Annotated in this window: 21 protein-coding genes; 8 read left to right on the forward strand and 13 right to left on the reverse strand. The window is 71.2% G+C overall.

All coding sequences use genetic code 11. The features are described from left to right. Positions 1-92: 92 nt before the first annotated feature. Both ACFWYM_RS35980 and ACFWYM_RS35985 read right to left on the reverse strand, forming a co-directional pair. Positions 93-611: a DUF2617 family protein gene (locus tag ACFWYM_RS35980; RefSeq protein WP_384846880.1), complete on the reverse strand. Its 519-nt coding sequence runs from the start codon at positions 609-611 to the stop codon at positions 93-95. A gap of 359 nt (positions 612-970) precedes the next feature. Further along, the gene (locus ACFWYM_RS35985; protein WP_384846882.1) at positions 971-1,270 is read right to left on the reverse strand and encodes a hypothetical protein; all 300 of its coding nucleotides are present in this window, start codon (positions 1,268-1,270) and stop codon (positions 971-973) included. A 143-nt stretch (positions 1,271-1,413) separates the two neighbouring features. On the opposite strand from ACFWYM_RS35985, the gene ACFWYM_RS35990 reads away from it, so the two are divergent. Together ACFWYM_RS35990 and ACFWYM_RS35995 are read left to right on the forward strand one after the other, a co-directional pair. Continuing rightward, the gene (locus tag ACFWYM_RS35990) at positions 1,414-2,637 is read left to right on the forward strand and encodes a pyridoxal phosphate-dependent aminotransferase (RefSeq protein ID WP_384846884.1); all 1,224 of its coding nucleotides are present in this window, start codon (positions 1,414-1,416) and stop codon (positions 2,635-2,637) included. Between the two features lie 77 nt (positions 2,638-2,714). Continuing rightward, a complete protein-coding gene (locus tag ACFWYM_RS35995; protein WP_384846886.1) occupies positions 2,715-3,923 on the forward strand; it encodes a glycosyltransferase family 39 protein in 1,209 nt (402 codons plus the stop codon). 9 nt (positions 3,924-3,932) lie between these two features. Here the strand turns inward: ACFWYM_RS35995 and ACFWYM_RS36000 are convergent, their stop codons facing one another. Both ACFWYM_RS36000 and clpB read right to left on the reverse strand, forming a co-directional pair. Next, positions 3,933-4,472, reverse strand: coding sequence for a YbjN domain-containing protein (locus ACFWYM_RS36000; RefSeq protein WP_384846888.1), 540 nt, complete (start codon positions 4,470-4,472; stop codon positions 3,933-3,935). A 157-nt stretch (positions 4,473-4,629) separates the two neighbouring features. Further along, positions 4,630-7,233, reverse strand: coding sequence for an ATP-dependent chaperone ClpB (gene clpB, locus ACFWYM_RS36005; protein ID WP_384846890.1), 2,604 nt, complete (start codon positions 7,231-7,233; stop codon positions 4,630-4,632). 132 nt (positions 7,234-7,365) lie between these two features. On the opposite strand from clpB, the gene ACFWYM_RS36010 reads away from it, so the two are divergent. Next, complete coding sequence (locus ACFWYM_RS36010) at positions 7,366-7,812, forward strand: pyridoxamine 5'-phosphate oxidase family protein (protein ID WP_384846892.1); 447 nt, start codon at positions 7,366-7,368, stop codon at positions 7,810-7,812. Positions 7,813-7,940: 128 nt separating this feature from the next. Here the strand turns inward: ACFWYM_RS36010 and ACFWYM_RS36015 are convergent, their stop codons facing one another. Continuing rightward, positions 7,941-8,294, reverse strand: a complete 354-nt coding sequence (locus tag ACFWYM_RS36015) for a hypothetical protein (protein ID WP_384846893.1) — start codon at positions 8,292-8,294, stop codon at positions 7,941-7,943. A gap of 374 nt (positions 8,295-8,668) precedes the next feature. Here ACFWYM_RS36015 and ACFWYM_RS36020 point away from each other — a divergent pair, with 374 nt between their 5' ends. From ACFWYM_RS36020 to ACFWYM_RS36030, 3 genes are all read left to right on the forward strand, one after another. Next, positions 8,669-9,586 (forward strand): helix-turn-helix transcriptional regulator, encoded by a 918-nt coding sequence (locus ACFWYM_RS36020; RefSeq protein ID WP_384846895.1) that lies wholly within the window; start codon positions 8,669-8,671, stop codon positions 9,584-9,586. Positions 9,587-9,715: 129 nt separating this feature from the next. Then, positions 9,716-10,252 carry a hypothetical protein gene (locus ACFWYM_RS36025; protein ID WP_384846897.1) on the forward strand — a complete coding sequence of 179 codons (537 nt, stop codon included), beginning with the start codon at positions 9,716-9,718 and terminating at the stop codon, positions 10,250-10,252. Then, the gene (locus tag ACFWYM_RS36030) at positions 10,252-11,223 is read left to right on the forward strand and encodes a LuxR C-terminal-related transcriptional regulator (protein ID WP_384846899.1); all 972 of its coding nucleotides are present in this window, start codon (positions 10,252-10,254) and stop codon (positions 11,221-11,223) included. The genes ACFWYM_RS36025 and ACFWYM_RS36030 overlap by 1 nt, the downstream gene beginning before the upstream one ends. 58 nt (positions 11,224-11,281) lie before the next feature. Here the strand turns inward: ACFWYM_RS36030 and ACFWYM_RS36035 are convergent, their stop codons facing one another. The 5 genes from ACFWYM_RS36035 to dnaK form a co-directional block, all read right to left on the reverse strand. Next, positions 11,282-11,785, reverse strand: coding sequence for a hypothetical protein (locus ACFWYM_RS36035; protein WP_384846901.1), 504 nt, complete (start codon positions 11,783-11,785; stop codon positions 11,282-11,284). A gap of 114 nt (positions 11,786-11,899) precedes the next feature. Further along, complete coding sequence (locus tag ACFWYM_RS36040; protein ID WP_384846903.1) at positions 11,900-12,352, reverse strand: heat shock protein transcriptional repressor HspR; 453 nt, start codon at positions 12,350-12,352, stop codon at positions 11,900-11,902. A 6-nt stretch (positions 12,353-12,358) separates the two neighbouring features. Next, entirely contained in the window at positions 12,359-13,552 is a 1,194-nt protein-coding gene (gene dnaJ / locus ACFWYM_RS36045; protein ID WP_384846905.1) for a molecular chaperone DnaJ, read from the reverse strand. Between the two features lie 36 nt (positions 13,553-13,588). Further along, entirely contained in the window at positions 13,589-14,266 is a 678-nt protein-coding gene (grpE, locus tag ACFWYM_RS36050; protein WP_384846907.1) for a nucleotide exchange factor GrpE, read from the reverse strand. Beyond that, positions 14,266-16,137, reverse strand: coding sequence for a molecular chaperone DnaK (dnaK, locus tag ACFWYM_RS36055; protein ID WP_384846909.1), 1,872 nt, complete (start codon positions 16,135-16,137; stop codon positions 14,266-14,268). The genes grpE and dnaK overlap by 1 nt, the downstream gene beginning before the upstream one ends. A 188-nt stretch (positions 16,138-16,325) precedes the next feature. On the opposite strand from dnaK, the gene ACFWYM_RS36060 reads away from it, so the two are divergent. Both ACFWYM_RS36060 and ACFWYM_RS36065 read left to right on the forward strand, forming a co-directional pair. Next, positions 16,326-17,210 carry a class I SAM-dependent methyltransferase gene (locus tag ACFWYM_RS36060; RefSeq protein WP_384846911.1) on the forward strand — a complete coding sequence of 295 codons (885 nt, stop codon included), beginning with the start codon at positions 16,326-16,328 and terminating at the stop codon, positions 17,208-17,210. Then, positions 17,207-18,211 (forward strand): polysaccharide deacetylase family protein, encoded by a 1,005-nt coding sequence (locus tag ACFWYM_RS36065; RefSeq protein ID WP_384846913.1) that lies wholly within the window; start codon positions 17,207-17,209, stop codon positions 18,209-18,211. Before ACFWYM_RS36060 ends, ACFWYM_RS36065 begins: the two co-directional genes overlap by 4 nt. A gap of 574 nt (positions 18,212-18,785) precedes the next feature. On the opposite strand, the gene ACFWYM_RS36070 is transcribed toward ACFWYM_RS36065, so the two are convergent. From ACFWYM_RS36070 to ACFWYM_RS36080, 3 genes are all read right to left on the reverse strand, one after another. Next, positions 18,786-19,364, reverse strand: coding sequence for a low molecular weight phosphatase family protein (locus tag ACFWYM_RS36070; RefSeq protein WP_384846915.1), 579 nt, complete (start codon positions 19,362-19,364; stop codon positions 18,786-18,788). Positions 19,365-19,414: 50 nt separating this feature from the next. After that, positions 19,415-20,869, reverse strand: coding sequence for a polysaccharide biosynthesis tyrosine autokinase (locus ACFWYM_RS36075; RefSeq protein WP_384846917.1), 1,455 nt, complete (start codon positions 20,867-20,869; stop codon positions 19,415-19,417). 111 nt (positions 20,870-20,980) lie between these two features. Beyond that, positions 20,981-22,030 carry an LCP family protein gene (locus ACFWYM_RS36080; protein ID WP_384846919.1) on the reverse strand — a complete coding sequence of 350 codons (1,050 nt, stop codon included), beginning with the start codon at positions 22,028-22,030 and terminating at the stop codon, positions 20,981-20,983. Positions 22,031-22,032: the final 2 nt, after the last annotated feature.

The following is a 22,032-nucleotide window of genomic DNA, read 5'->3' on the forward strand; positions in this document are numbered from 1 at the left end:
CTGGGAACGCTACGTCACCGCACTCCTACGTCTGGTCACCCACAAGGGTGCAAACGCGGCCCGGAGGTGTACGTGATCTTCACCGGGGCACGTCACAGGGCCGCCGGCATCCTGGCCCCCACCCGCGTGCGCGTCGCCACGAGTTGACCGTCCTGCGGGTACGCGTGCCAGGTGCGCCACTGCACCTGCCCCTCGTGCCACTGCGCGAGCAGCGCCGTGAACGCGTGCGGGGAGCCGGGGAACACGCCCGCGAGGCCGTGCGGATGTTCGGCGACCAGGGCCAGCAACTCCTGGGCGCGGCCCGCGAACTGGCCTCTGGAGAGGGTCTCCACGCGCGCCGCGAACTCGTACTCCCAGTCGCCCACCCGCTTGGCGACGCCGAGCGGCAGCGGGGTGCTGCTGCCGGGGATGCAGGCGACGGTCTCCGAGCAGCTGCCCTGTTCCTGGTCGAGGAGGACTTGGTGCGAGGCGCCGAGGAGTCTCAACTCCAGCGATGCGTCCGCCAGTTGGAGGTCGAGCGTGGCCAGGGCCGGGAGCGGCTCGCGGCCCAGGGCCCAGGCGAGGTCCGCGGCGCGCGTGTCGGTGTAGGCAGTCTTCAGGGTCGTGAGCATGGGTCGGCTCCGCTAACACGCAATGGAGGTGGTGCCGGCCCGCCCGGCTGGAACACCGGGAGGTCGGATGGCCGGCTCGTGCCCACGAGTACGCCGGTAAACCGGGAAGAGGTCCTGATGACCGAACGTCCGAGGGCTGTGTTGACGGTTTAGAGGGAATCATGGACGGCGACGCCGCCACAGCGTTTTTACCCAACTTCGTAGGGTTTCCATCCCCCCGAGGGCTACCCAGCTCACCTGTTCAATCCTCCGCCGCGCGTACAACGGCGGGGCACCCGGCAGGAGTTGCCTCCCGCCGGGCGCCCCGGTCGGTGTGGAGGAGGGCCCCCTCGCTCCGGTGCTGGACCAGCTGCCCCGTGTCAGCTGCCTCCGCCGCCGCCGCATCCGCCCCCACCGCCACAGGAGGAGCCACCGCCGCAGGAGGAGCCGCCCCCGCAGGAGCTGCCGCCGCCGCACGAGTGGCCGCCGTGGTGCCCGCCGCCGTGGTGGTGCCCACCGCCGCCGCTGTCGCCGCCGCCGGCCCACCAACTGGAGCCGGAGGAGCTCGAAGCACCGGAGCGCAAGCCGGAGCGCGACCGGCCCCGCCCTCCAGTGGCGATCGCGAGCACGATCGCGATCACGACCACGCCGATGAAGATGAAGGCCATGACCATGGCCATCACGCTCCTTCCGTTCCCCCGTAGTGGCACGTCCTTGGTGCCTTGCTTGCTGCGGTACTTGGTGCCTTCTTGCGTGACAAGCAGATGCCCTCGGCCACGCGGCGCCAAAGCAGAGTTGAGGAAGTCCAGAGGTTCGGCGCAGGATGGCCGCCATGACCTCCACTTCCGGCACGTCAGCGAGCACATCCGGCACGTCGGCGAGCGGCCGACCGCTGCTCAACCGCCGTCTCGCCGAGTTCGGTACGACGATCTTCGCCGAAATGTCGGCGCTCGCCGTGCAGACCGGGGCCATCAACCTCGGCCAGGGCTTCCCCGACACGGACGGGCCCGAGGAGATCCGCGAGGCGGCGGTGCGCGCACTGCGCGACGGCCGCGGCAACCAATATCCGCCGGGCCCCGGCGTCCCCGAGCTGCGCCAGGCCGTCTCCGCCCACCAGTCCGCCGTCTACGGCCTCGCCTACGACCCGGACCGCGAGGTCCTCGTCACCGCGGGCGCCACCGAGGCGATCGCCGCCTCCCTGCTCGCCCTGGTGGAGCCCGGCGACGAAGTCATCGCCCTGGAGCCGTACTACGACTCGTACGCGGCGTCGATCGCGCTCGCGGGCGGCCGGCGCGTCCCGGTGACGCTCCGCCCCGGCGAGGGACGCTTCCGCCTCGACCTCGACGAGCTGCGCGACGCGGTCACCGACCGCACCCGCCTCCTCCTGCTCAACACCCCGCACAACCCGACCGGCACGGTCCTGACCCGCGCCGAGCTCACCGCGATCGCCGAACTCGCCGTGGAGCGCGACCTGTTGGTGATCACCGACGAGGTCTATGAGCACCTGGTCTTCGACGAGGCCGAGCACATCCCGCTCGCCTCGTTCCCCGGCATGCGCGAGCGCACCGTCACCATCGGCTCGGCGGGCAAGACGTTCTCGTTCACCGGCTGGAAGGTCGGCTGGGTGACGTCGACGCCCGAGCTCGTGACCGCCGTCCGCTCGGCGAAGCAGTTCCTCACGTATGTCTCCTCGGGTCCCTTCCAGTACGCGGTCGCCGAGGCGCTCGCGCTCCCGGACAGCTATTTCGCGTCGTTCCGCGCGGACATGCGCGCCAAGCGGGACGTGCTCGCCGCCGGGCTCACCGAGGCGGGCTTCGAGGTCTACCGCCCGCAGGGCACGTACTTCATCACCACCGACATCCGGCCGCTCGGCGAGAGCGACGGCTTCGCGTTCTGCCGGGCGCTGCCGGAGCGGATCGGCGTGGTGGCGATCCCGAACGCGGTCTTCTACGACCACAAGGAGACCGGCGCCCCCTTCGTGCGGTTCGCGTTCTGCAAGCAGACGTCCGTCCTGGAGGAGGCGGCGGCCCGCCTCAAGTCCCTGTAGCTCGTACGGGGACGCTCCGTCTCCCGTCCGGCTCTGCCCGAGTCGCGCGGCCCGCGCCGGGGGCGCAGGGTGCCTATGTGACGCACCTGAGCACCACTCTGGTCCCCACCCCCGGCAAGAAGACCGGCGAGCGGCCCGACGAGAAGCCCGAGCACGCCGCGGGCCGCCGCCCCGGCACCCGGCTCCCGGCGGCGGCCCACGCCCTCGGCGTCTTCGCCGCCGCCCGGCTGACCGGCCTCGTCGCGGTCGCCGTCGCCGCGCACCTCACCCACCAGGACACCTTCCGGCTGCTCGGCCGCTCCTGGGACTCCCGCTGGTACCTCGGCATCGCCGCCCACGGCTACGGCCGCACCCTCCACTTCGGCCCCGACGTCACCCAGAGCGACCTGGCCTTCTTCCCCCTCTACCCGGCCCTGGTGCGCGCCGTCACGACCGTCACGCCGCTCAGCTCCGGCGCCGCGGGACTGCTCCTGTCCTGGCTGGCGGCGGCCCTCTCCGCGTACGGCATCTACCTGCTCGCCGCCCGGCTGCGCGGCCCCCGCACCGCGACCTTCCTGGTCGCCCTCTGGGCCCTGCTCCCGCACTCGGTGATCCTGTCCCTCGCGTACACGGAGCCGGTCCTGACGGCGTTCGCCGCCTGGTCCCTGTACGCGCTCCTCACCGGCCGCTGGCTCTGGGCGGGCACCCTCGCGGCGCTCGCCGGGCTGTCCCGGCCCAATGGCTTCGCGGTGGCGGCGGCGGTCCTCGCCACGGCCGCGTACGAGATCGGGCGCCGGCGCGGCCGGGTCGCGGGCCGCCTCTGGGCGGGTGCCGCGCTCGCGCCGCTCGGCTGGGCGGCGTACGTCCTGTGGGTGGGCGTGCGCGCCGGCGATCCGCTCGGCGGCTACTTCACGGTGCAGCGCGAGTGGGGCTCCCGCTTCGACTTCGGCGCGGGCTCCCTCGCCTTCGCCAAACACGTCCTCCTGGACGGCGACCGCTTCGTCTTCTCCATGACGCTGGTCCTGGTGGCGGCGGCGGTCCTGCTGTACGCGCTCCTGCTCGCCGACCGGCCCCCGCTCGCCCTCGCGGTCTACACGGGCGTGCTGCTCCTGATCACGGTCGGCGGCTCCGGCTTCTTCGAGTCGAAGCCCCGCTTCCTGCTGCCCGCGTTCCCGCTCCTCCTCCCGCTCGCCTGCGCACTCACAAAAGCCCGGCGCAGGTCCGCCCACCTGGTGGTGGGCGCCCTGGCCGGGCTTTCGCTGGCGTACGGGACGTATCTGGTCGCGATCGCCGATATGCCCTTGTAAAACGGGGGATCAGCCCTCGTCGTCAGACTTCTCGTCACCCTCGGCGGAGTCGACGTCCTCTTCAAGACCCAGCTGCTCCACGAGCCAGCGGTCGAACTCGATCGCGGCCCGCACCCAGCTGACGGTCGACGACACGAAGTGCTCCAGCGAGACACCGGTGCCGATCAGCATCTGGGCCTCGCCGATGAGGCGGACCGTGCCGTCGTCGTGGGTGTGGCTGTAGACCTTCGGCCAGAGCGTGCGCCGGTTCCAGTCGTCGATCGACTCGAGCAGCTGCGGCTTGTCTTCGATCTGGTGCGGCCGGTCGTAGAAGGTCCGCACCGAGAAGACCTGCTGGTCGTCCTCGCCACGGAACATGAAGTACGTACGGAACTCCTCCCACGGCGCCGCGAGGTCACCCTCGTCGTCGACGACGTGCTTGAGCTCCATCTGGTCCAGGAGCTGCTTCACCAGGTCCTGGTCGGGGACGACGGGGCCCGCCGGTCCTGCGCCCTGCTGCGGTTCGGGCTGTCCCCCGAAATTCGGAATCGAGGACGGGTCGATGCTCACGTGCTTGGTCCCTTCGTATGGATGCGCCCATCCTCTCCCAGGAAGGGGCCCCGGGGGCAAGCCCGGGTCCCTCTCCACCGGGTTTCGGCCGTTCGCCCGCTGCGGACAGCGATTGGTCACGGGGACTGGTTACGGGGATTGGTTACGGGGGGACTGGCTACAGCGACTTGCCCGTGGCCGGTCCCACGATCAGTCCGTCCCCGAAGGCGTCGACGCGGACCGTGTCCCCGTCCTTCACCTCGCCCGCCAGGATCTCCTTGGCGAGCCGGTCGCCGATGGACGTCTGGATGAGGCGGCGCAGCGGCCGCGCCCCGTACGCCGGGTCGTTGCCCTCGTCGGCGAGCCAGGCCAGGGCCTCGGGCGTGACGTCGAGGGTCAGGCGGCGGTCGGCGAGGCGCCTGGCGAGCCGGCCGATCTGGAGCTCGGCGATGTGGGCGAGCTCGTCCTTGGTGAGCGCGGAGAAGACGACGAGGTCGTCGAGCCGGTTGAGGAACTCCGGCTTGAAGGAGGCCCGCACCACCTCGAGGACCTGCTGCTTCTTCTCCTCTTCCGTGCTGAGCGGCTCGACCAGGAACTGGCTGCCCAGGTTGGAGGTGAGGACGAGGATGGTGTTGCGGAAGTCGACGGTGCGCCCCTGCCCGTCGGTCAGCCGCCCGTCGTCCAGGACCTGCAGCAGGATGTCGAAGACCTCCGGATGGGCCTTCTCCACCTCGTCGAGCAGGACGACGGAGTACGGCCGCCGCCGCACCGCTTCGGTGAGCTGGCCGCCCTCCTCGTAGCCGACGTATCCGGGCGGAGCCCCGACCAGCCTCGCCACACTGTGCTTCTCGCTGTACTCGCTCATGTCGATGCGGACCATGGCCCGCTCGTCGTCGAAGAGGAAGTCGGCGAGGGCCTTGGCGAGTTCGGTCTTGCCCACGCCCGTCGGGCCGAGGAAGAGGAAGGACCCGGTGGGCCGATCCGGATCGGCGATGCCCGCGCGGGTGCGCCGCACGGCATCGGACACGGCACGCACGGCTTCGCTCTGCCCGATGAGGCGCTTGCCGAGCTCGTCCTCCATGCGCAGCAGCTTCTGCGTCTCGCCCTCCAGGAGGCGCCCGGCGGGAATCCCGGTCCAGGCGGCGACGACATCGGCGATGTCGTCGGGCCCGACCTCATCCTTGACCATGGTGTCCTTGGCGGCCTCCTGCTGGGCCTCGGCCTCGCTGGCCTCCTCCAACTCCCGCTCCAGGGACGGGATCTGCCCGTACAGCAGCTTGCTGGCGGTGTCGAAGTCCCCGTCACGCTGGGCGCGTTCGGCCTGCCCGCGCAGCTCGTCGAGACGTTCCTTGAGCTCACCGACGCGGTTGAGGGACTGCTTCTCCTTCTCCCAGCGGGCGTTGAGCCCGCGCAGCTCCTCTTCCTTGTCCGCGAGGTCGCGGCGGAGCTTGGCGAGGCGGTCCCGGCTGGCCGGGTCGGTCTCCTTGGCCAGCGCCATCTCCTCCATCTTCAACCGGTCCACGGAGCGCTGGAGTTCATCGATCTCGACGGGGGACGAGTCGATCTCCATGCGCAGCCGGGAGGCGGCCTCGTCGACGAGGTCGATGGCCTTGTCCGGCAGGAAGCGGGAGGTGATGTAGCGGTCGGAGAGCGCGGCGGCGGCGACCAGCGCGCTGTCGGCGATCTGCACCTTGTGGTGCGCCTCGTAACGCCCCTTGAGCCCGCGCAGGATGGCGATGGAGTCCTCGACGGACGGCTCGGCGACGAGGACCTGCTGGAAGCGGCGCTCCAGGGCGGGATCCTTCTCGATCCGCTCGCGATATTCGTCGAGGGTGGTGGCGCCCACCATGCGCAGCTCACCACGCGCCAGCATGGGCTTGAGCATGTTGCCTGCGTCCATGGCGGAATCTCCGCCCGCGCCCGCGCCCACGACGGTGTGCAGCTCGTCGATGAAGGTGATGACCTGCCCGTCGCTCTCCTTGATCTCGGAGAGGACGGTCTTCAGCCGCTCCTCGAACTCACCCCGGTACTTGGCCCCGGCCACCATCGCCCCCAGATCCAGCGAGACCAGCCGCTTGTCGCGCAGCGACTCGGGCACATCTCCCTTGACGATGCGCTGGGCGAGCCCTTCGACGACGGCGGTCTTGCCGACGCCGGGCTCTCCGATGAGGACGGGGTTGTTCTTGGTACGCCGGGACAGGACCTGAACCACACGACGGATCTCCTGGTCCCGCCCGATGACAGGATCAAGCTTGCCTTCGCGCGCGGCCGCGGTGAAGTCGGTCCCGAACTTCTCCAGCGCCTTGTACTGCCCCTCCGGGTCGGGTGTCGTCACCCGCCGCCCTCCCCTGCTCTTCTCGAACGCGTCCAGCAGCTTCTTCGCCGACGCCCCGTGCTTGTTCAGGATCTCACCGGCGCTCCCGCCCTTGGCGGCGGTGGCGATGAGCAGATGCTCGGTGGAGAGGAACTCGTCCCCCAGCTCCTTGGCCCGCTGGTCGGCGTCGGCGATGACGGCCAGCATCTCGCGGCTGGGCTGCGGCGGGGCGACGGTCGACCCGGTCACGCTGGGCAGTGCGCCGAGGGCCCGCTCGGCGTCGGCGCGCACGGCGGCCTGGTCGGCCTCGACGGCGACGAGCAGGTCGGTGATGTTCTCGTTGTCCTGCCCCTCCAGCAGTGCGAGCAGCAGGTGCGCGGGGGTCAGGTCCGCGTGCCCGTCCTTCACCGCGCGACTGGTCGCCGCGTTGATCGCGTCCCGGCTCCTGTTGGTCAGCTCTGCGTCCACGTTGCTCTTCTCCTCCTGAGACCTCTCCACGGCACCACGCCTATGACTTACCTAACGTACACAAAGTTGAGCCTATTCCACTCAAGGAGGTGGCTGAAGGGACCTAGGTCCCGGAGAGCTAGGTTCCCGCTCATGGCCATCGACCCGCGAGACCCGAGTACCCCGTTCCTCAGCTTCTGGCGGGAGCGGCACCTGTGCACCTTGACGACGCCCCGCCCGGACGGCACCCCGCACGTGGTGCCGGTCGGCGTGACGTACGACCCGGAGGCCGGCCTCGCCCGCGTCCTCGCGAACAAGTCCAGCAAGAAGGTCACCAACGTCCTGGCAGCCTCGGGCGTGGACGGCCCCGGCGGCCCGGGCGGTCCAGGTGCGCGGGTGGCGGTCTGCCAGGTGGAGGGGAGGGTGTGGGCGACGCTGGAGGGACGGGCCGAGGTGCGGACGGATCCGGCGGAGGTGGCCGAGGGGGAACGGCGCTACGAGGAGCGGTACGGGAGGGTGCCGTCGCCGAACCCGGACCGGGTGGTGATCGCGATCGTGCTGGACCGGGCGATGGGGCACAGGTCCTTGCAGTCTCCCTGACCTCCCTGGCCTCCCTGACCTCAGAACGCGGGCCGCACACACCACAGCGGCGCCACCGTGTTCAGGTCCACGGTGGCGCCGCTGCTGGGGGAAGCGCCTGCGCGATTTACAACGACGGGGGAATCGCGTCAGGCACTGCGGGGGGTGGCAGTTGTGGGCAGAGCGGACTCGGAGCGCGGCCCGCGCCCACGCCGCTCACCGACCAGCTCGTGATCGCGCTGGTCCAGGTTGACGAAGACCATCCCGTACCGGATGGCACAGCGCACGGGCTGCGGGGCGCCGCGGGGGCGGCGCAGGCACCGGAAGGCGCGCACTTCGTCGTCCTCGTCGCGAACGAGAACGACGGGCTCGCCGAGGAGGGTGACCATGAGGGAGTCGCCCTGCTCGGGGATGGCGGTGACGAGATCGATGAAGTGCCAGCCGGAGCGGTAGGCGGTGGCCATTTCGCGGCGGAAGGTGCGGTCGTCAGGAGGAGTGCTCATGACGCGGCCCCTGCCGGGCCCACGTTCCAGCCAATATCGCCAGGCGTCGCGGAGACGGAGTAGGTACTCGCTGACGCACCATCCGGGGCTGAATCAAGCGTACTCACCGTGCCCACGACCAACCCTACGGAGAAGGCGGCGACAAGCACTGAGCGAAGCATGCTCTTAAACATGGTCGGCTTCGTCCTCACTTGGTAGGTTCCACTCCCCCGGCTCCAACAAGACGATGTCCTAATCGAGCACGTCAAAGCCACACAGTGGATGCATCATGTTCCTGCACGTTCAGGACCCTGGGGGGTGGAGATTTGGACATAACACGGGCGAAAACGACACATCCTCACCCCTCAACTCCACTGTGTGATGAGGGATCGAGGTTGTACGCCATCGCACTGAGCGATGGCCGCCTGGCGCGCGCAGAGGCTGAGACCACTCCTTGCCTCGTGGAGTCGGCCCTGCTGCACCCCGACCCCGACGACCCCGGCTGGCTTCGCCCGGTGTCTCCCTCGGCCGCACTCGCACAGCGTCTCCACCCCATCGAGCGGGAGATTCAGGAACGCCGAAGGCTCACCGTTGAACTGACCGACATCTTCGAGCCATTCATGGCCATCACCGCGCGAGCTGAGCCCACGACTCATGCGATCACCGTTCTCGAAGGTGACGCGAGGATCGAAGAAGCCATAGAGCGCGCTACGGCGGAATGCCGTTACGAAGTACTCACCGTTCAGCCCGGCGGCGGCCGCAGCGAGAACACTCTCAACGCGGCATTGAAGCGCGGACAGTCCGTCCTGGACCGTGGCGTCACCATGCGCACCCTGTACCAGCACACCGTGCGGCACAGCCAGGGAACTCTCGCGTACGCGGAGCGCATCGCCCAGGGAAACGTGGAGATCCGGACGCTGGAAGAGGTGATCGACCGGCTGCTCATATTCGACCACGCGATCGCCTTCATCCCTGCCCGCGACGATCGTCAAGTCGCCCTGGAAATACGCCAGCCCGGCCTGGTCGCCTATCTCGCGAAGGTCTTCGAACAACTGTGGAGCCGAGCAACTCCGCTCCTCGAAGAAGTGCCCTACGCCCCTACCGCCAATGGCATCACCGGGGTGCAACGCACCATCGCCCGGCTCCTCATCGAAGGTCTCGTGGACGAGGCCATAGCGCGCCGCCTGGGCATGAACGTCCGCACCTGTCGCGCCCACATCGCCAAGATCGCGGCTGCTCTCGGCAGCGGCAGCCGGGCTCAACTCGGCTACCTCATAGCGAAGTCCGGAATCCTGGACAACGACACCAGCTGAGCAACTGCTCGACCATCCAGATCAAGCCAACCTGCACGTGCCCCCCGCACCCACCACCCGCCTACTCGCCGTCAACTGGTTACCCGAGGCATAAACTCCGGCAGCGTCAGCGAAGGAGGATGCGAAACCGTGGCGCCCGAGCACCACCCGCACGGAGCCGACGAGCTGTGCGAAGTCGGCGCGAGTCCGTACGCCCGTGCGCTCAGCGAAGGCCGCAAACCCCGCCAGGGCACCTCCCCCGCCCCGTGCCTGCTCAACTGCCGCTTCCGGAAGCCGAACCACGCAGCCGACGCCTTCCCCGTCGCGCAGGCTCTTCTGCGCCGTGGTGCCCGAATCCGCGCGCTCCACCGGCACACGACTCGGCACGCGATGCCGGTACCGGCCCCATGCGTCACGGTCTTCGACCACCTGGGACGCCTCGGACACCTGGGACGCCTCGGGCGCCTCGGACACCTGGGATGCCTCGGACACCTCGACCGTCTCGGGCACCTCGCCGCCCCCACGTACCCCCAAGCAACCCTCCAACCCCCCACCCCCGACAGCCCCAACAGCCCCACCCCCAACCGACAGGCCATCACCAAACCCGCCGCCACCCTCGGCACCCACAGCCGAGCCCCACTCGGCTTGCTCATGAGCCGGTCGGGAATCCTGGAGCAGGACCACTGATGCAACACACCGAGCACCCAGTCGAGGAACTCTGCGAAGCAGGCGCCGCCGTCTACGCCCGCGCCCTCCGCGAAGGCCGCATCCGCAAAGACGATGCCGTCCGGGCCCCCTGCCTGATCGACTTCGGCCTCCTCCATCCCGACGTGGACGACATGCACTGGCTGCTCCCGTCCTCCCCCACCACCGTCCTGGCCCGGCTCATGCGCACCATCGAGACCGACATCGCCCAGCAGCGCGCACAAGAGGCCCAGCTGTCGGCGCTGTTCCAGTCGTTGATGGCCATCGAGGCGTACCGCACCCCGGCCCACGAGGCCCCCGCGGTCACCGTCCTCGACGGCTTCCCCCGCATCAACGGGGCCATCACCCAGGCCATGTCCGAGGCCGGCGAGGAACTCCTCACGGTCCAGCCCGGCGGCAACCGCTCACCCCAGCTCCTCGCCAACACGCTCGCCCGCGAACAGGCCCTCCTCTCCCGGGGCTGTCGCATGCGCACCCTCTACCAGCACACCTCCCGCCACTCGCTGCCCGTCCTCGCCCACTACGAGCAGCTGGACGGGGACGTCGAGGTCCGCACCCTCGACGAGGTCACGGACCGGCTCATCGTCGTCGACCGCACCATCGCCTTCATCCCCGCCCACAAGGGCGACACGATGGCCCTCGAACTCCGCCACCCGGCCCTGGTCGACTACCTCGTCACCACCTTCGAGCGCCTCTGGCGACTGGCCACCCCGATGTACCCCTACGCGGCCCCGCAGCCCACCGAACCGGGCGGCATCACCCCCCGCCAGCGGGCCATAGCCACCCTCCTCATCGAGGGCCTCACCGACGCGGAGATGGCCACCCGACTCGGCATGAACGTCCGCACCGTCCGCGTCCACATCGCCAAACTCGCCGCCACCCTCGGCAGCGAGAGCCGCGCCCAGCTCGGCTACCTCATCGGCGAGTCCGGCATCCTCAAGCAAGACCGCTGACCTGCGCCGTGGCGCGCCCGTCCGGCAGGCCACGGGGACGTCGGAGTGCGCCCCTCGGCTATCCCACCCACCCCCGCAGCAACCCCACCCGCTCAGCCCCCCGGGGCGACCCGCCCTCCCACGCGCGGCCCCACTCCGACATGGACGCCAGCGTCGTGGACATCGTCGCGGCGCCCTCCGCCAGGCGGGACAGGAGCGTGCGGGAGAGGTCGACCTCGGTCTGGGAGTAGCCCGTGGCCGCGGCGACGTACGCCGTCAGTTCGTGTTCCTCGCCGTCCGGGGACTCCACGCACACCGTCATCGCGGGGGCCTCGTCCGCGCCGCCGAGGCCGACCGTGAGGGCCAGGTCCACCACCGCGCCCACCTGGCGCTTCAGGGACTTCACGGGGATGTCCGCCACCGTCAGGGCGTGCACGTCCTCCCACAGCCACAGGCCCGACTGGTTGTGGCCCAGGGCCACCACACCCTCCGGTGTCAGGCGGACGCCGGGGGCCAGGCCCGACGGCTTCGCGCCCACGTACACATCGCCCTCGGCGATCCAGAACAGGCCCACCATGGCCATGCGTTGCTCACTTCCCCCACAACGATCAGGTGATCAAGCGATCAGGTCGCCCTCCGCAACGCGCGAAGGGGCCGGGAGGTTCCCGCCTCCCGGCCCCTCATACGCAGAGGACTGCTAGTCGCCCGGTCTCTTCGGGCGCCACACCACCAGCGCGCTCGTCTGCTGCACATCCTGGTACGGCACCAGGTCGCGACGGTACGAGGCGTGTACCGCCGCCTCACGTTGCTGCATGGCGGCGGCGGCTCCCTCCACGGCCGCGGAGAGCTCCGCGACGCGGGACTGGAGCGCGGCGACCTGGTTCTCCAGCTCGATGATGCGCTTGATGCCGGCCAGGTTGATGCCCTCTTCCTGCGACAACTGCTGCACCTGACGGAGCAGTTCGATGTCGCGGGCCGAGTAGCGGCGGCCCCGACCCGCGGTGCGGTCGGGGGAGACCAGGCCCAGGCGGTCGTACTGGCGGAGTGTCTGCGGATGCAGCCCGCTCAGCTGTGCCGCCACCGAGATGACGTACACCGGGGTTTCGTCGGTCAGTTGGTAGGGGTTGCGTCGGCGGCCGTCCCTGTCCACTTTCCGTCACGCTCCCTTCGCGGCCTGGAACAGTTCTGCCCGCGGATCCTCGCCCGCAGTCGCCTTCCGGTACGACTCCAGTGCTTCCTTCGCCGAGTCGGTGAGGGAAGTGGGAACCGTTACTTCCACCGTCACCAGGAGGTCGCCGCGGGTGCCGTCCTTGCGGACCGCGCCCTTGCCGCGGGCCCGCATCGTACGGCCGTTGGGCGTCCCCGGTGGCAGCTTGAGGGTCACGGGCGGGCCGCCGAGGGTCGGGACCTTGACCTCGCCGCCGAGCGTGGCCTCCGCGAACGTCACCGGCACCGTCACCGTGAGGTTGTCGCCCTTGCGGCCGAAGACCGGGTGGGCGTCGACGTGGACGACGACGTACAAGTCGCCTGCCGGGCCGCCCCGTTCGCCGGGAGCGCCCTTGCCGCGGAGGCGGATGCGCTGGCCGTCCGAGACGCCCGCCGGGATGCGGACCTGCATCGTGCGCGAGGACTTCGCGCGGCCCGAGCCCTTGCAGGTGTCGCAGGGGTCCTGGGCGATCAGCCCGCGGCCCTTGCAGTCCACGCAGGGGTCGGTGAGCGAGAAGCCGCCGCCGCCTCCTCTCGACACCTGGCCGGTGCCCACGCATGTGGGACACACGCGCGGTGAGCCGTTCTTGTCGCCCGTGCCCGAGCACGCCTTGCAGGGGGCCTGGGACGACATGCGCAACGGGACCGTCGCGCCGTCCACCGCCTCCGTGAAGCTGAGCGTGACCTCGGACTCGATGTCCTGGCCGCGGCGCGGCTGCGTACGCGTCCCCGCGCCACCGCCGCCCCGGTTGAACAGGCCCCCGAAGACGTCACCGAGCCCGCCGCCGAAGCCGCCGGCGCCGCCCGCCCCACCGCCGCCCTGGGCGCCGCCTCCGAAGAGGTCGCCCAGGTCGAAGTTGAACGTGCCGCCGCCGGCGCCGCCGGGGCCTGGCCTGAAGCCGCCGTTGCCGAAGAGAGCACGCGCCTCGTCGTACTCCTTGCGCTTCTTGGGGTCGCCGAGGACGTCATTCGCCTCGGAGATCTCCTTGAAGCGCTCCTCCGCCTTCGCGTTTCCCTTGTTGGCGTCCGGATGGTTCTCGCGTGCGAGCTTCCGGTACGCCTTCTTGATCTCGGCTTCGGTGGCGTCCTTGGGGACGCCGAGGACCTTGTAGTAGTCCTTCTCGATGAAGTCCTTGGTGCTCATCGGCCTCGACGTCCCTCCTCACTCATCTCAGTGCCGTCAGCCCTCGTCCGGGCCACCGGTCTCCTTCTTCTCGTCCGCCTCGCCCGCGGAGGCGGCCTCGCCGTCCTCCTTGACCGTCTGCGCGCCGGGCTGCGGCTCGGCCACCGCCACGCGCGCGGGACGGATGGTGCGCTCGCCGATCCGGTAGCCGGGCTGCAGGATCGCCACGCAGGTCGTCTCGGTGACGTCCGGTGCGTAGCTGTGCATCAGGGCTTCGTGGATCGTCGGGTCGAAGGGCTCGCCCTCCTTGCCGAACTGCTGGAGGCCCAGCTTCGCGACGACGGTCTCCATGGATTCCGCCACCGACTTGAAGCCGCCCACCAGCTCGCCGTGTTCACGGGCGCGGCCGATGTCGTCGAGGGTCGGGAGGAGCTCGGTGAGGAGGTTCGCCGCGGCGATCTCCTTCACCGTCACCCGGTCCCGCTCCACCCGGCGGCGGTAGTTCTGGTACTCGGCCTGCAGCCGCTGGAGGTCCGCGGTGCGCTCGTTGAGCGCGGTACGGACCTGGTCCAGCTGGGCGGTCAGGCCGACGGACTGGCTTGCGTCCCCGGCCGGGGCCGCCGGGCCCTCCTCGGTGGAGGGCTCGGCGGCCTTCGGCGCCGCGTCATCAGGGGTGGCGCCGGAGGGGACGTCGGGCTGCTCGGCGTCGCCGAGGCCCGGGGTCTCCTCAGTCATCAGGCGGCGCCGCCCTTCGCGTCACCGGGCTTCTCGTCGTCGACGATCTCGGCGTCCACGACGTCGTCGTCCTTCGACATGTTCGGGGCCTCGCCGCCCGGAGCGGCACCCTCGGCGCCACCCGCGGCCTGCGCGCCCTGGGCGTCGGCGTACATGGCCTGGCCCAGCTTCTGCGAGACGGCGGCGACCTTCTCCGTGGCGGTGCGGATCTCGGCCGTGTCCTCGCCCTTGAGCTTCTCCTTCAGCTCGGTGACGGCTTCCTCGACCTCGGTCTTGACCTCGCCGGGGACCTTGTCCGCGTTGTCGGCCAGGAACTTCTCCGTCTGGTAGACGAGCTGCTCGCCCTGGTTGCGGGACTCGGCGGCCTCGCGGCGGCGGTGGTCCTCGTCCGCGTACTGCTCGGCCTCCTGGCGCATGCGGTCGACCTCGTCCTTCGGCAGCGAGGAGCCGCCGGTGACGGTCATCTTCTGCTCCTTGCCCGTGCCCAGGTCCTTCGCGGTCACGTGCATGATGCCGTTGGCGTCGATGTCGAAGGAGACCTCGATCTGCGGGACGCCGCGGGGCGCGGGCGGCAGGCCCGTGAGCTCGAACATTCCGAGCTTCTTGTTGTACGCCGCGATCTCGCGCTCGCCCTGGTAGACCTGGATCTGCACCGACGGCTGGTTGTCCTCGGCCGTCGTGAAGATCTCCGAACGCTTCGTCGGGATCGTCGTGTTGCGCTCGATCAGCTTGGTCATGATGCCGCCCTTGGTCTCGATGCCGAGGGACAGCGGGGTCACGTCGAGGAGCAGGACGTCCTTGACCTCACCCTTGAGGACACCGGCCTGGAGCGAGGCGCCGATGGCGACGACCTCGTCCGGGTTCACACCCTTGTTGGCCTCCTTGCCGCCGGTCAGCTCCTTGACCAGGTCGGCGACGGCGGGCATGCGGGTGGAGCCACCGACGAGAACGACGTGGTCGATCTCGCTCAGCTGGATGCCGGCGTCCTTGATGACGTTGTGGAACGGCGTCTTGCAGCGCTCCAGGAGGTCGGACGTGAGCTGCTGGAACTGGGCGCGCGTGAGCTTCTCGTCCAGGTGCAGCGGGCCCTCGGCGGAGGCCGTGATGTAGGGCAGGTTGATCGTGGTCTCCGTGGAGGAGGACAGCTCGATCTTGGCCTTCTCGGCGGCCTCACGGAGGCGCTGGAGCGCCATCTTGTCCTTGCCCAGGTCCACGCCGTGGCCGTTGTTGAACTGCTTGACCAGGTAGTCGACGACGCGCTGGTCCCAGTCGTCACCACCGAGGTGGTTGTCGCCGTTCGTGGCCTTCACCTCGACGACGCCGTCGCCGATCTCGAGCAGCGAGACGTCGAAGGTGCCGCCACCGAGGTCGAAGACGAGAATGGTCTGGTCGTCCTTGTCGAGGCCGTAGGCCAGGGCGGCCGCCGTCGGCTCGTTGACAATACGCAGGACGTTCAGGCCCGCGATCTCGCCGGCCTCCTTCGTCGCCTGACGCTCGGAGTCGTTGAAGTACGCCGGGACGGTGATGACCGCGTCGGCCACCTTCTCGCCCAGGTACGACTCGGCGTCGCGCTTCAGCTTCTGCAGGATGAAGGCGCTGATCTGCTGGGGGTTGAAGCCCTTGTCGTCGATGTCCACCTTCCAGTCGGTGCCCATGTGGCGCTTGACCGACCGGATGGTCCTGTCGACGTTGGTGACCGCCTGACGCTTCGCGACCTCGCCGACGAGCACCTCACCGTTCTTGGCGAAGGCGACGACGGACGGCGTGGTCCTGGCGCCCTCTGCGTTCGTGATGACGGTGGGCTCACCGCCCTCCAGAACGCTGACGACGGAGTTAGTCGTGCCCAGGTCGATGCCGACCGCACGTGCCATTTCGATTCCTCCAGATACCTTCTTGAGTGGAACTGACTCAAGGATGCATGACCCATCGGACATCGTCAACAGACCTGAGTCGAGGCCACTCAACTTTTATCCCGCTCTTACAGGCAGGAACGCGACACGGGCGAGGCGCCGCAAGCCTTCTGCCCGCTTTGCCCACCGGGGCTTCCTACTCTGAGCCCGTGGACCCCACCCCCCTCACCCGGCGCCTGGCCGCGAGCCCCCTCGCCGCCCTCGCCGCGCTCCCCCTCCGCCTCTCCGTAGTGGGCCGCTACAACGCGAACGTCCTGCGGCGCTCCGCGAGCTGGCTGGTCACCTCGCGCGAGAACTCCTGCTTCACGTACGACCTGGAGCCGGTCAACCGCGAGCACCTGGCCTGGTTCACCGCGACCGTCACCGGCCGCCCCGTCCAGGAGATCCGCGGCTACCTCGACGAGGTGGAGGGCGACGCCGCGCTGCGCGAGTCCCTGCGCTCCCGGCTCGCGGCGGGCGCGCGCAGCAGGACCTGCGACCACCTGGTGCGCTACGGACGCAGGGCCGCCGCATACGCCGCCGTGCGGGCCCTGCGCCCCGCCCTCGTCGTCGACTGCGGCACCCACCGGGGCATCACCGCGACGCTGGTCGCCGCCGCCCTGCTGCGCAACGGCACAGGCCGCGTCACCACCGTCGACGTCGACCCGCGCGCGGGAGAGCTGGTGCACGGCCCGTACGCGAAGGTCACCGACCGCGTGTGCGGCGACTCCGCGGCCGCCCTCGCCGACCTCGCGGGGCGGGACGCCGGCCTCCTGCTCCTCGACACCTACGTGGGCCCCGAGCACGAGCGCGCCGAACTGACCGCCGCCACACGTGCGTTGGCGCCCGGTGCGCTCGTCCTGTCCACCACCAGCCACCTGTGGCCGGAGCTGGCCCACTGGTCGGAGCGGGAGGGCCGCTCCTTCCTGCACTTCCGCGAGGCCCCGGCCCACCACTGGCACCCGGGCGCGGGCTACGGCGCCTCGTACCTGCCGCCGGCCGCCGCACCCCCGGCGTCGTCGTCCCGCGCGCAGGCCACGGGCACGTCCCGGTGAGCACCGCCACCGACCGCCGCGTCGGCCTCTACCTCCGCTACGAGCAGTGGCACGGCCTCGACCGCGCCCTCCTGCGCTCCCCGGCGCAGCCCCTCTTCACGCGCCGCGCCGCCCGCCGCCTCGCGGTGCTCGGCTACCACGGCGTCGAGGACCCGGCCGCCTTCGCCGCCCAGCTGGACCACCTGCACGCGCGCGCGTGCCCGGTGTCGCTGCGGCAGGTCGAGGCGGCCCTGCACGAGGGGCGGCCGCTGCCCGCGCGGGCGGTCCTGGTCACCTTCGACGACGGTGAGCGCTCCGTCCTCACCCACGGACTGCCGCTGCTCCGGGAGCGCGGGATCCCCGCCGTCTGCTTCGTCGTCGCGGGGCTCGTCGGCACCGACGAGCCCTTCTGGTGGGACGGGCTGAGCGACGCCCAGCAGTACGCGCTCAAGCAGCTCCCGTACGAGGAGTTCCGCCGCGCCCGCGCCCGCCTCCCCCGCGCCCCGCGCCGCCCCCAGCTCACCCCCGAGGAGCTGCGCGAACTCCGGGACGGCGGCGTCGAGATCGGCAACCACACCCTGACCCACCCCCGCCTCGACCGCTGCGCCGACACCGTCGTGCGCGAGGAGGTCACCGCCGCCCATGAGCTGCTCACCGGCCACCTGGGCACCCCGCCGGGCTCCTTCGCCTACCCCAACGGCGACTTCGACGCCCGCGCCGACCGGCTGCTCGCCGGGCTCGGCTACCGCACCGGCTTCCGCTACGACCACCGCCTCACCGACCCGGCGGACCGGCACCCGCTGCGCCTGAGCCGGCTGCGGGTGTCGACGCGGACGACCCCGGCGCGCTTCGAGACGGCCCTGTCCGGACTCCAACCCGCCGTCTACCGGGCCGGGTTGGCCGCCTTCTCGGCCGCCCGACGACTGCGCGGTGGCGGCAGCGGCACCCCGCCCGCCACCGCCACCAGGGACTTCGTCAGCCCGGCGAACCGCTCCTCCCAGATCTCCGACTCCGGGAAGTAGTCCCGCAGTTCGGTGCGGGACACCAGCTCGACCTCGGCCACGTCCCGTACCGCCTTGGCGTGGCCGCCCGGCTTGATGTGCCCGTACCGCCAGTGCCGGGCCACGTGGACGCGCGCCTGGAACGGCAGCCACTGCATGCCGGGGAAGTTCCAGTGCGGCTCGATCGGGAAGTAGCGGTAGGGCGTCTGCACCCAGTGGCGCGGGGCGGCGGCGCGGACCGTGTCGGCCAGGCGGCGGCGCCGCTCGTGGCCGCCGACGTGCTCGAGGAGGCTGTTGGAGACGACCACGTCGTAGGCGCCGGGCACTCCCTCGCAGGCGTCGGCGACGATCTCGCGCATCCAGGGGGCCTCGTCGCGGACCGTGTGCGGGTCGGTGTTGACGAGGGTGACGGAGGCCGGGCGCACCGGGGCGGTGTGCCAGAAGGAGGCGGACCCGCCCAGGTCGAGCACGTCCATCTCGCTCAACTCAGGGAATCTGAGCATGAGTTCACGCCACCGCTGCTGCCGGGCCCGGCCCGCGAACCGGGCCACCACGCCCGGCACGGCCGCTCCAGGGACGCGCACGTCGGGCACGCTCACCACGCACGCACCCCCACCAGCAGCCCCGCGAGCCGCCCGACCGCGTCGTCGAGCTCCGCCGCGCAGGCGCGCAGCACGTCGTAGGGGGCGCCCCAGGGGTCGGCGACCTCGTCCTCGGCGGCGGGCACCACGGCGACGGTGCCGCGCCGGGCGGCGGCGCGGGCGATGACGCCGGGCCCCGGCTCCGTGGCGGACGCGAGGCGCAGGAACTCCTTCAGGGTGAAGCAACGCCGCAGCGCCAGCGGGGCGAGCCGCACCGCCGCCTCGCGGTGCTCGCGTGCGAGGCCGAGCACCAGGTCGGCGCCGTCGACGAGCTCCTCGGTGAGCGGCCGGGCGGTGAAGTCGGCGCCGTCGCCGCCGCGTTCCTCCAGGACGGAGCGGGTGGCGGCGTCCATGCCGGGGCGCCGCTCCGTCTGGGTGCCCGCACTGGCGACGAGGACCGGCGAGTCCGCGCCGAGCCGGAGCGCGAGCAGCCGTTCGGCGAGGACGGAGCGGTGCTGGTTGCCGGTGCAGACGAACAGCACGCGGGTGACGGCGCGCCCGTCTGGCGTCAACTCCCGTGGCACACCGGTCACTTGCCCCTCCATGGCCGCTTGCCCGTCCGTGGTCACTTGCCCCTCCGTGGTCACTTGTCGCCCGCGAGGTAGGAGAGCGCGGGCGCGGGCGGCGACAGGTGCCGGGTCGCCGGGGGGCGGGGGGCGGGCAGGTCGCCGTAGCTGCCGTAGCCGCTGTCCTTGGGGAGCGCGGCCATGCTGAGCACGGTGCCGAGGGTGCGCACGCCGACCCGGCCCAGCGACTCGGCGGCGCCGCGCACCTGGTCGCGGGTGGTCTTGGCGGCGCGCACGACGAGGAGCGCGCCGTCGGCGAGCCGGGCCAGGCCCACGGTGTCCGCGACGGGCAGCAGCGGCGCGGTGTCGACGATGACCACCTCGTAGCGCTCGGCGAGCTGCCGCAGGACGTCGCGCATGCGCTCGGAGGCGAGCAGCTCCGTGGGGTTGGGCGGCACGGCGCCGCTGGCGAGGACGGCGAGTCCGTGCGGGGCCTGCTGGACGACGTCCTCGACGCCCGCGCGGCCGATGAGGACCGTCGTCAGGCCCGCGTCCTGCACCAGTCCGAACGTCCGCGCCACCCGCGGCTTGCGCAGGTCCGCGTCGACGAGGCAGGTGGCCACGCCCGCCGCGGCGAGCGAGAGGGCGAGGTTGCCCGCGGTGCTGGTCTTGCCCTCGCCGGGCAGCGACGACGTCACGGCGATCACCCGGGGCCGGTCGTCGACCTGGGCGAACTGCAGATTGGTGCGGAGCCTGCGGAACGCCTCGGCGCGCGCCGAGTGGCCGCCGCCCGCGCCCGCGAAGGGCTGCTGCGGGGCGTCCTTGTCGTACGGGATGGCGCCGAGCACCGGCAGGTCGGTCAGCGCGCCGAGGGCCTCGCCGGACTTGAGGGTGGTGTCGAGGGTCTCGCGCAGGACCACGAGCCCGGCGCCGAGGAGCAGTCCGGCGAGGACCCCGGCGGCGAGGTTGAGCAGCGCCTTGGGGCTGACCGGCTCCTGCGGGGTGGTGGCGCGCTCGGTGGTGCCGAGGGAGACCGGGGAGACGGGCGGGCCCGCGGGGGCGGGCATGCCGGGCTCGGCGGCGGGCGCCTGGCGGGGGGTCTCCAGGCTCTCGACGACCGAACTGAAGCGGGTGGCCACGGCGTTGGCGGTGGCGGCGGCGCGGCGCGGGTCGGTGTCGCGGACGGCGATGTTGATGAGCACCGTGTTGGGGGGCGCCTCGGCGGTGACGCGCGTCGCCAGCTCCTCCGGAGTGGTCGGCAGGTGCAGCCGCTGCACCACGGGCCGCGTCACCTGCTGGGTGGCGACGATCGCCGCGTACGACTGGACACGGGCCTGCGAGAAGCTCTGCCCCTGGTTGAGCTCGGTGCTGCCCGCCCCGGCCCGGGTGGCCACGAACAGCTGGGTGCGGGCCTCGTATTCGGGGGTGCTCAGCGCGGTGGCGGTCTGCGCGCCGGCGATGCCGAGCAGCAGACAGAGGGCGCTGAGCCGCCAGCGTCTGGCGAGTACCTTCAGGAATCCGCGGAGATCCAATGTGCGCTCCTCGTGGCTGACTGCGTCGAGAGAACTGCGGCTCGAATTGCGTCTCGAATTGCGTCGAGAATGGAGGCGGTCCGTCCGTTTCGGGCGGCCGCCGCGCCGTGCTCAGACCTTCGGAGCAGGGCGGTCCGCACGGACGGCGGCGAGGAGCCGGGACGCGGCGGGCTGCTGGAGCACCAGCCGGTCGGCGTCGTCGGGCGCCGTGCGGTAGGGCACCGTCAGGAAGGCGATGTCCTCCTGGGGCACCGCGCGGACCCGCTTGACCATGCCGTAGAGCTCGGCGAGGGAGTCGAGTCCGGAGTCGGCGGTGACCGAGGACGTCGCCGCGTCCAGGACCGGGTAGATGCGGGTCGGTGAGGCGAGGACGCCGGAGCCGCGCAGCTTCTCGCCGAGGGTGGTGAGGAACGCCTGCTGGCGGCGGATGCGGTTGGGGTCGCTGCCGTCGCCGACGTACTGCCGCGCCCGTACGTAGGCGAGCGCGTCGTCGCCCTTGATCGTCTGGCGTCCGGCGGGCAGGTCGAGCCCCACATTGGGGTCGCGCTCCGGCTTCGGCAGGTTCACCTCGACGCCGCCGACGGCGTTCACGATCTTCTTGAACCCGGCGAACTGCAGGACCAGATGGTGGTCGACGCGGATGCCGGTGAGCCGCTCGAAGGTGCGGATGGTGCAGGCGGCGCCGCCGAACTCGTAGGCCCAGTTGAACTGGGCGCGCTGGGCCCTGCTGCGGCCGCCGCCCGGCGTGGCACAGCTGGGGATGTCGGCGTAGAGGTCGCGCGGGACGCTGATGATCTCGGCGCGCTTCCGGTCGCCGGACAGGTGCAGCAGCATCGTGGTGTCGGAGCGGCCGTTGCCGTGCTCGGCGGTGTAGTCGGAGCCCATCAGGAGGATGTTGCGGGCCTCGCCGTGGGCGGCCCGGGGGCGCTCGGCGCTGTGCAGGGCCAGGGCCCTGGCGACGGACTCGTCGGTGCGGATGTTGCCGTCGAACTTGCGGTAGAGGGCGTAGGCGGCGACGGCCGACACCACGGTGACCACGGCGGCGCCGAGGGCGGCGACCTTCCACAGGCGGCGCAGGTTCGGGCGGCGCGGGCCGGAGAGCCGGGGCAGGCCGGGGAGCCGGGACAGACCAGACGGCCGGGGCAGTCGTACGCGTCCCATGG

The organism is Streptomyces sp. NPDC059009 (assembly GCF_042740175.1).
Lineage (GTDB): Bacteria > Actinomycetota > Actinomycetes > Streptomycetales > Streptomycetaceae > Streptomyces.

Excerpts from the sequence above, each read along its gene's own strand:
- ACFWYM_RS36030 (WP_384846899.1), top strand. The coding sequence starts at position 10,252 with ATGCAACACACCGAGCACCCAGTCGAGGAACTCTGCGAAGCAGGCGCC.
- ACFWYM_RS35990 (WP_384846884.1), top strand. The coding sequence starts at position 1,414 with ATGGCCGCCATGACCTCCACTTCCGGCACGTCAGCGAGCACATCCGGC.
- dnaJ (WP_384846905.1), bottom strand. The coding sequence starts at position 13,552 with ATGAGCACCAAGGACTTCATCGAGAAGGACTACTACAAGGTCCTCGGC.
- ACFWYM_RS36080 (WP_384846919.1), bottom strand. The coding sequence starts at position 22,030 with ATGGGACGCGTACGACTGCCCCGGCCGTCTGGTCTGTCCCGGCTCCCC.
- grpE (WP_384846907.1), bottom strand. The coding sequence starts at position 14,266 with ATGACTGAGGAGACCCCGGGCCTCGGCGACGCCGAGCAGCCCGACGTC.
- ACFWYM_RS35985 (WP_384846882.1), bottom strand. The coding sequence starts at position 1,270 with ATGGCCATGGTCATGGCCTTCATCTTCATCGGCGTGGTCGTGATCGCG.
- ACFWYM_RS36010 (WP_384846892.1), top strand. The coding sequence starts at position 7,366 with ATGGCCATCGACCCGCGAGACCCGAGTACCCCGTTCCTCAGCTTCTGG.
- ACFWYM_RS36015 (WP_384846893.1), bottom strand. The coding sequence starts at position 8,294 with ATGAGCACTCCTCCTGACGACCGCACCTTCCGCCGCGAAATGGCCACC.
- dnaK (WP_384846909.1), bottom strand. The coding sequence starts at position 16,137 with ATGGCACGTGCGGTCGGCATCGACCTGGGCACGACTAACTCCGTCGTC.
- ACFWYM_RS35980 (WP_384846880.1), bottom strand. The coding sequence starts at position 611 with ATGCTCACGACCCTGAAGACTGCCTACACCGACACGCGCGCCGCGGAC.
- ACFWYM_RS36035 (WP_384846901.1), bottom strand. The coding sequence starts at position 11,785 with ATGGCCATGGTGGGCCTGTTCTGGATCGCCGAGGGCGATGTGTACGTG.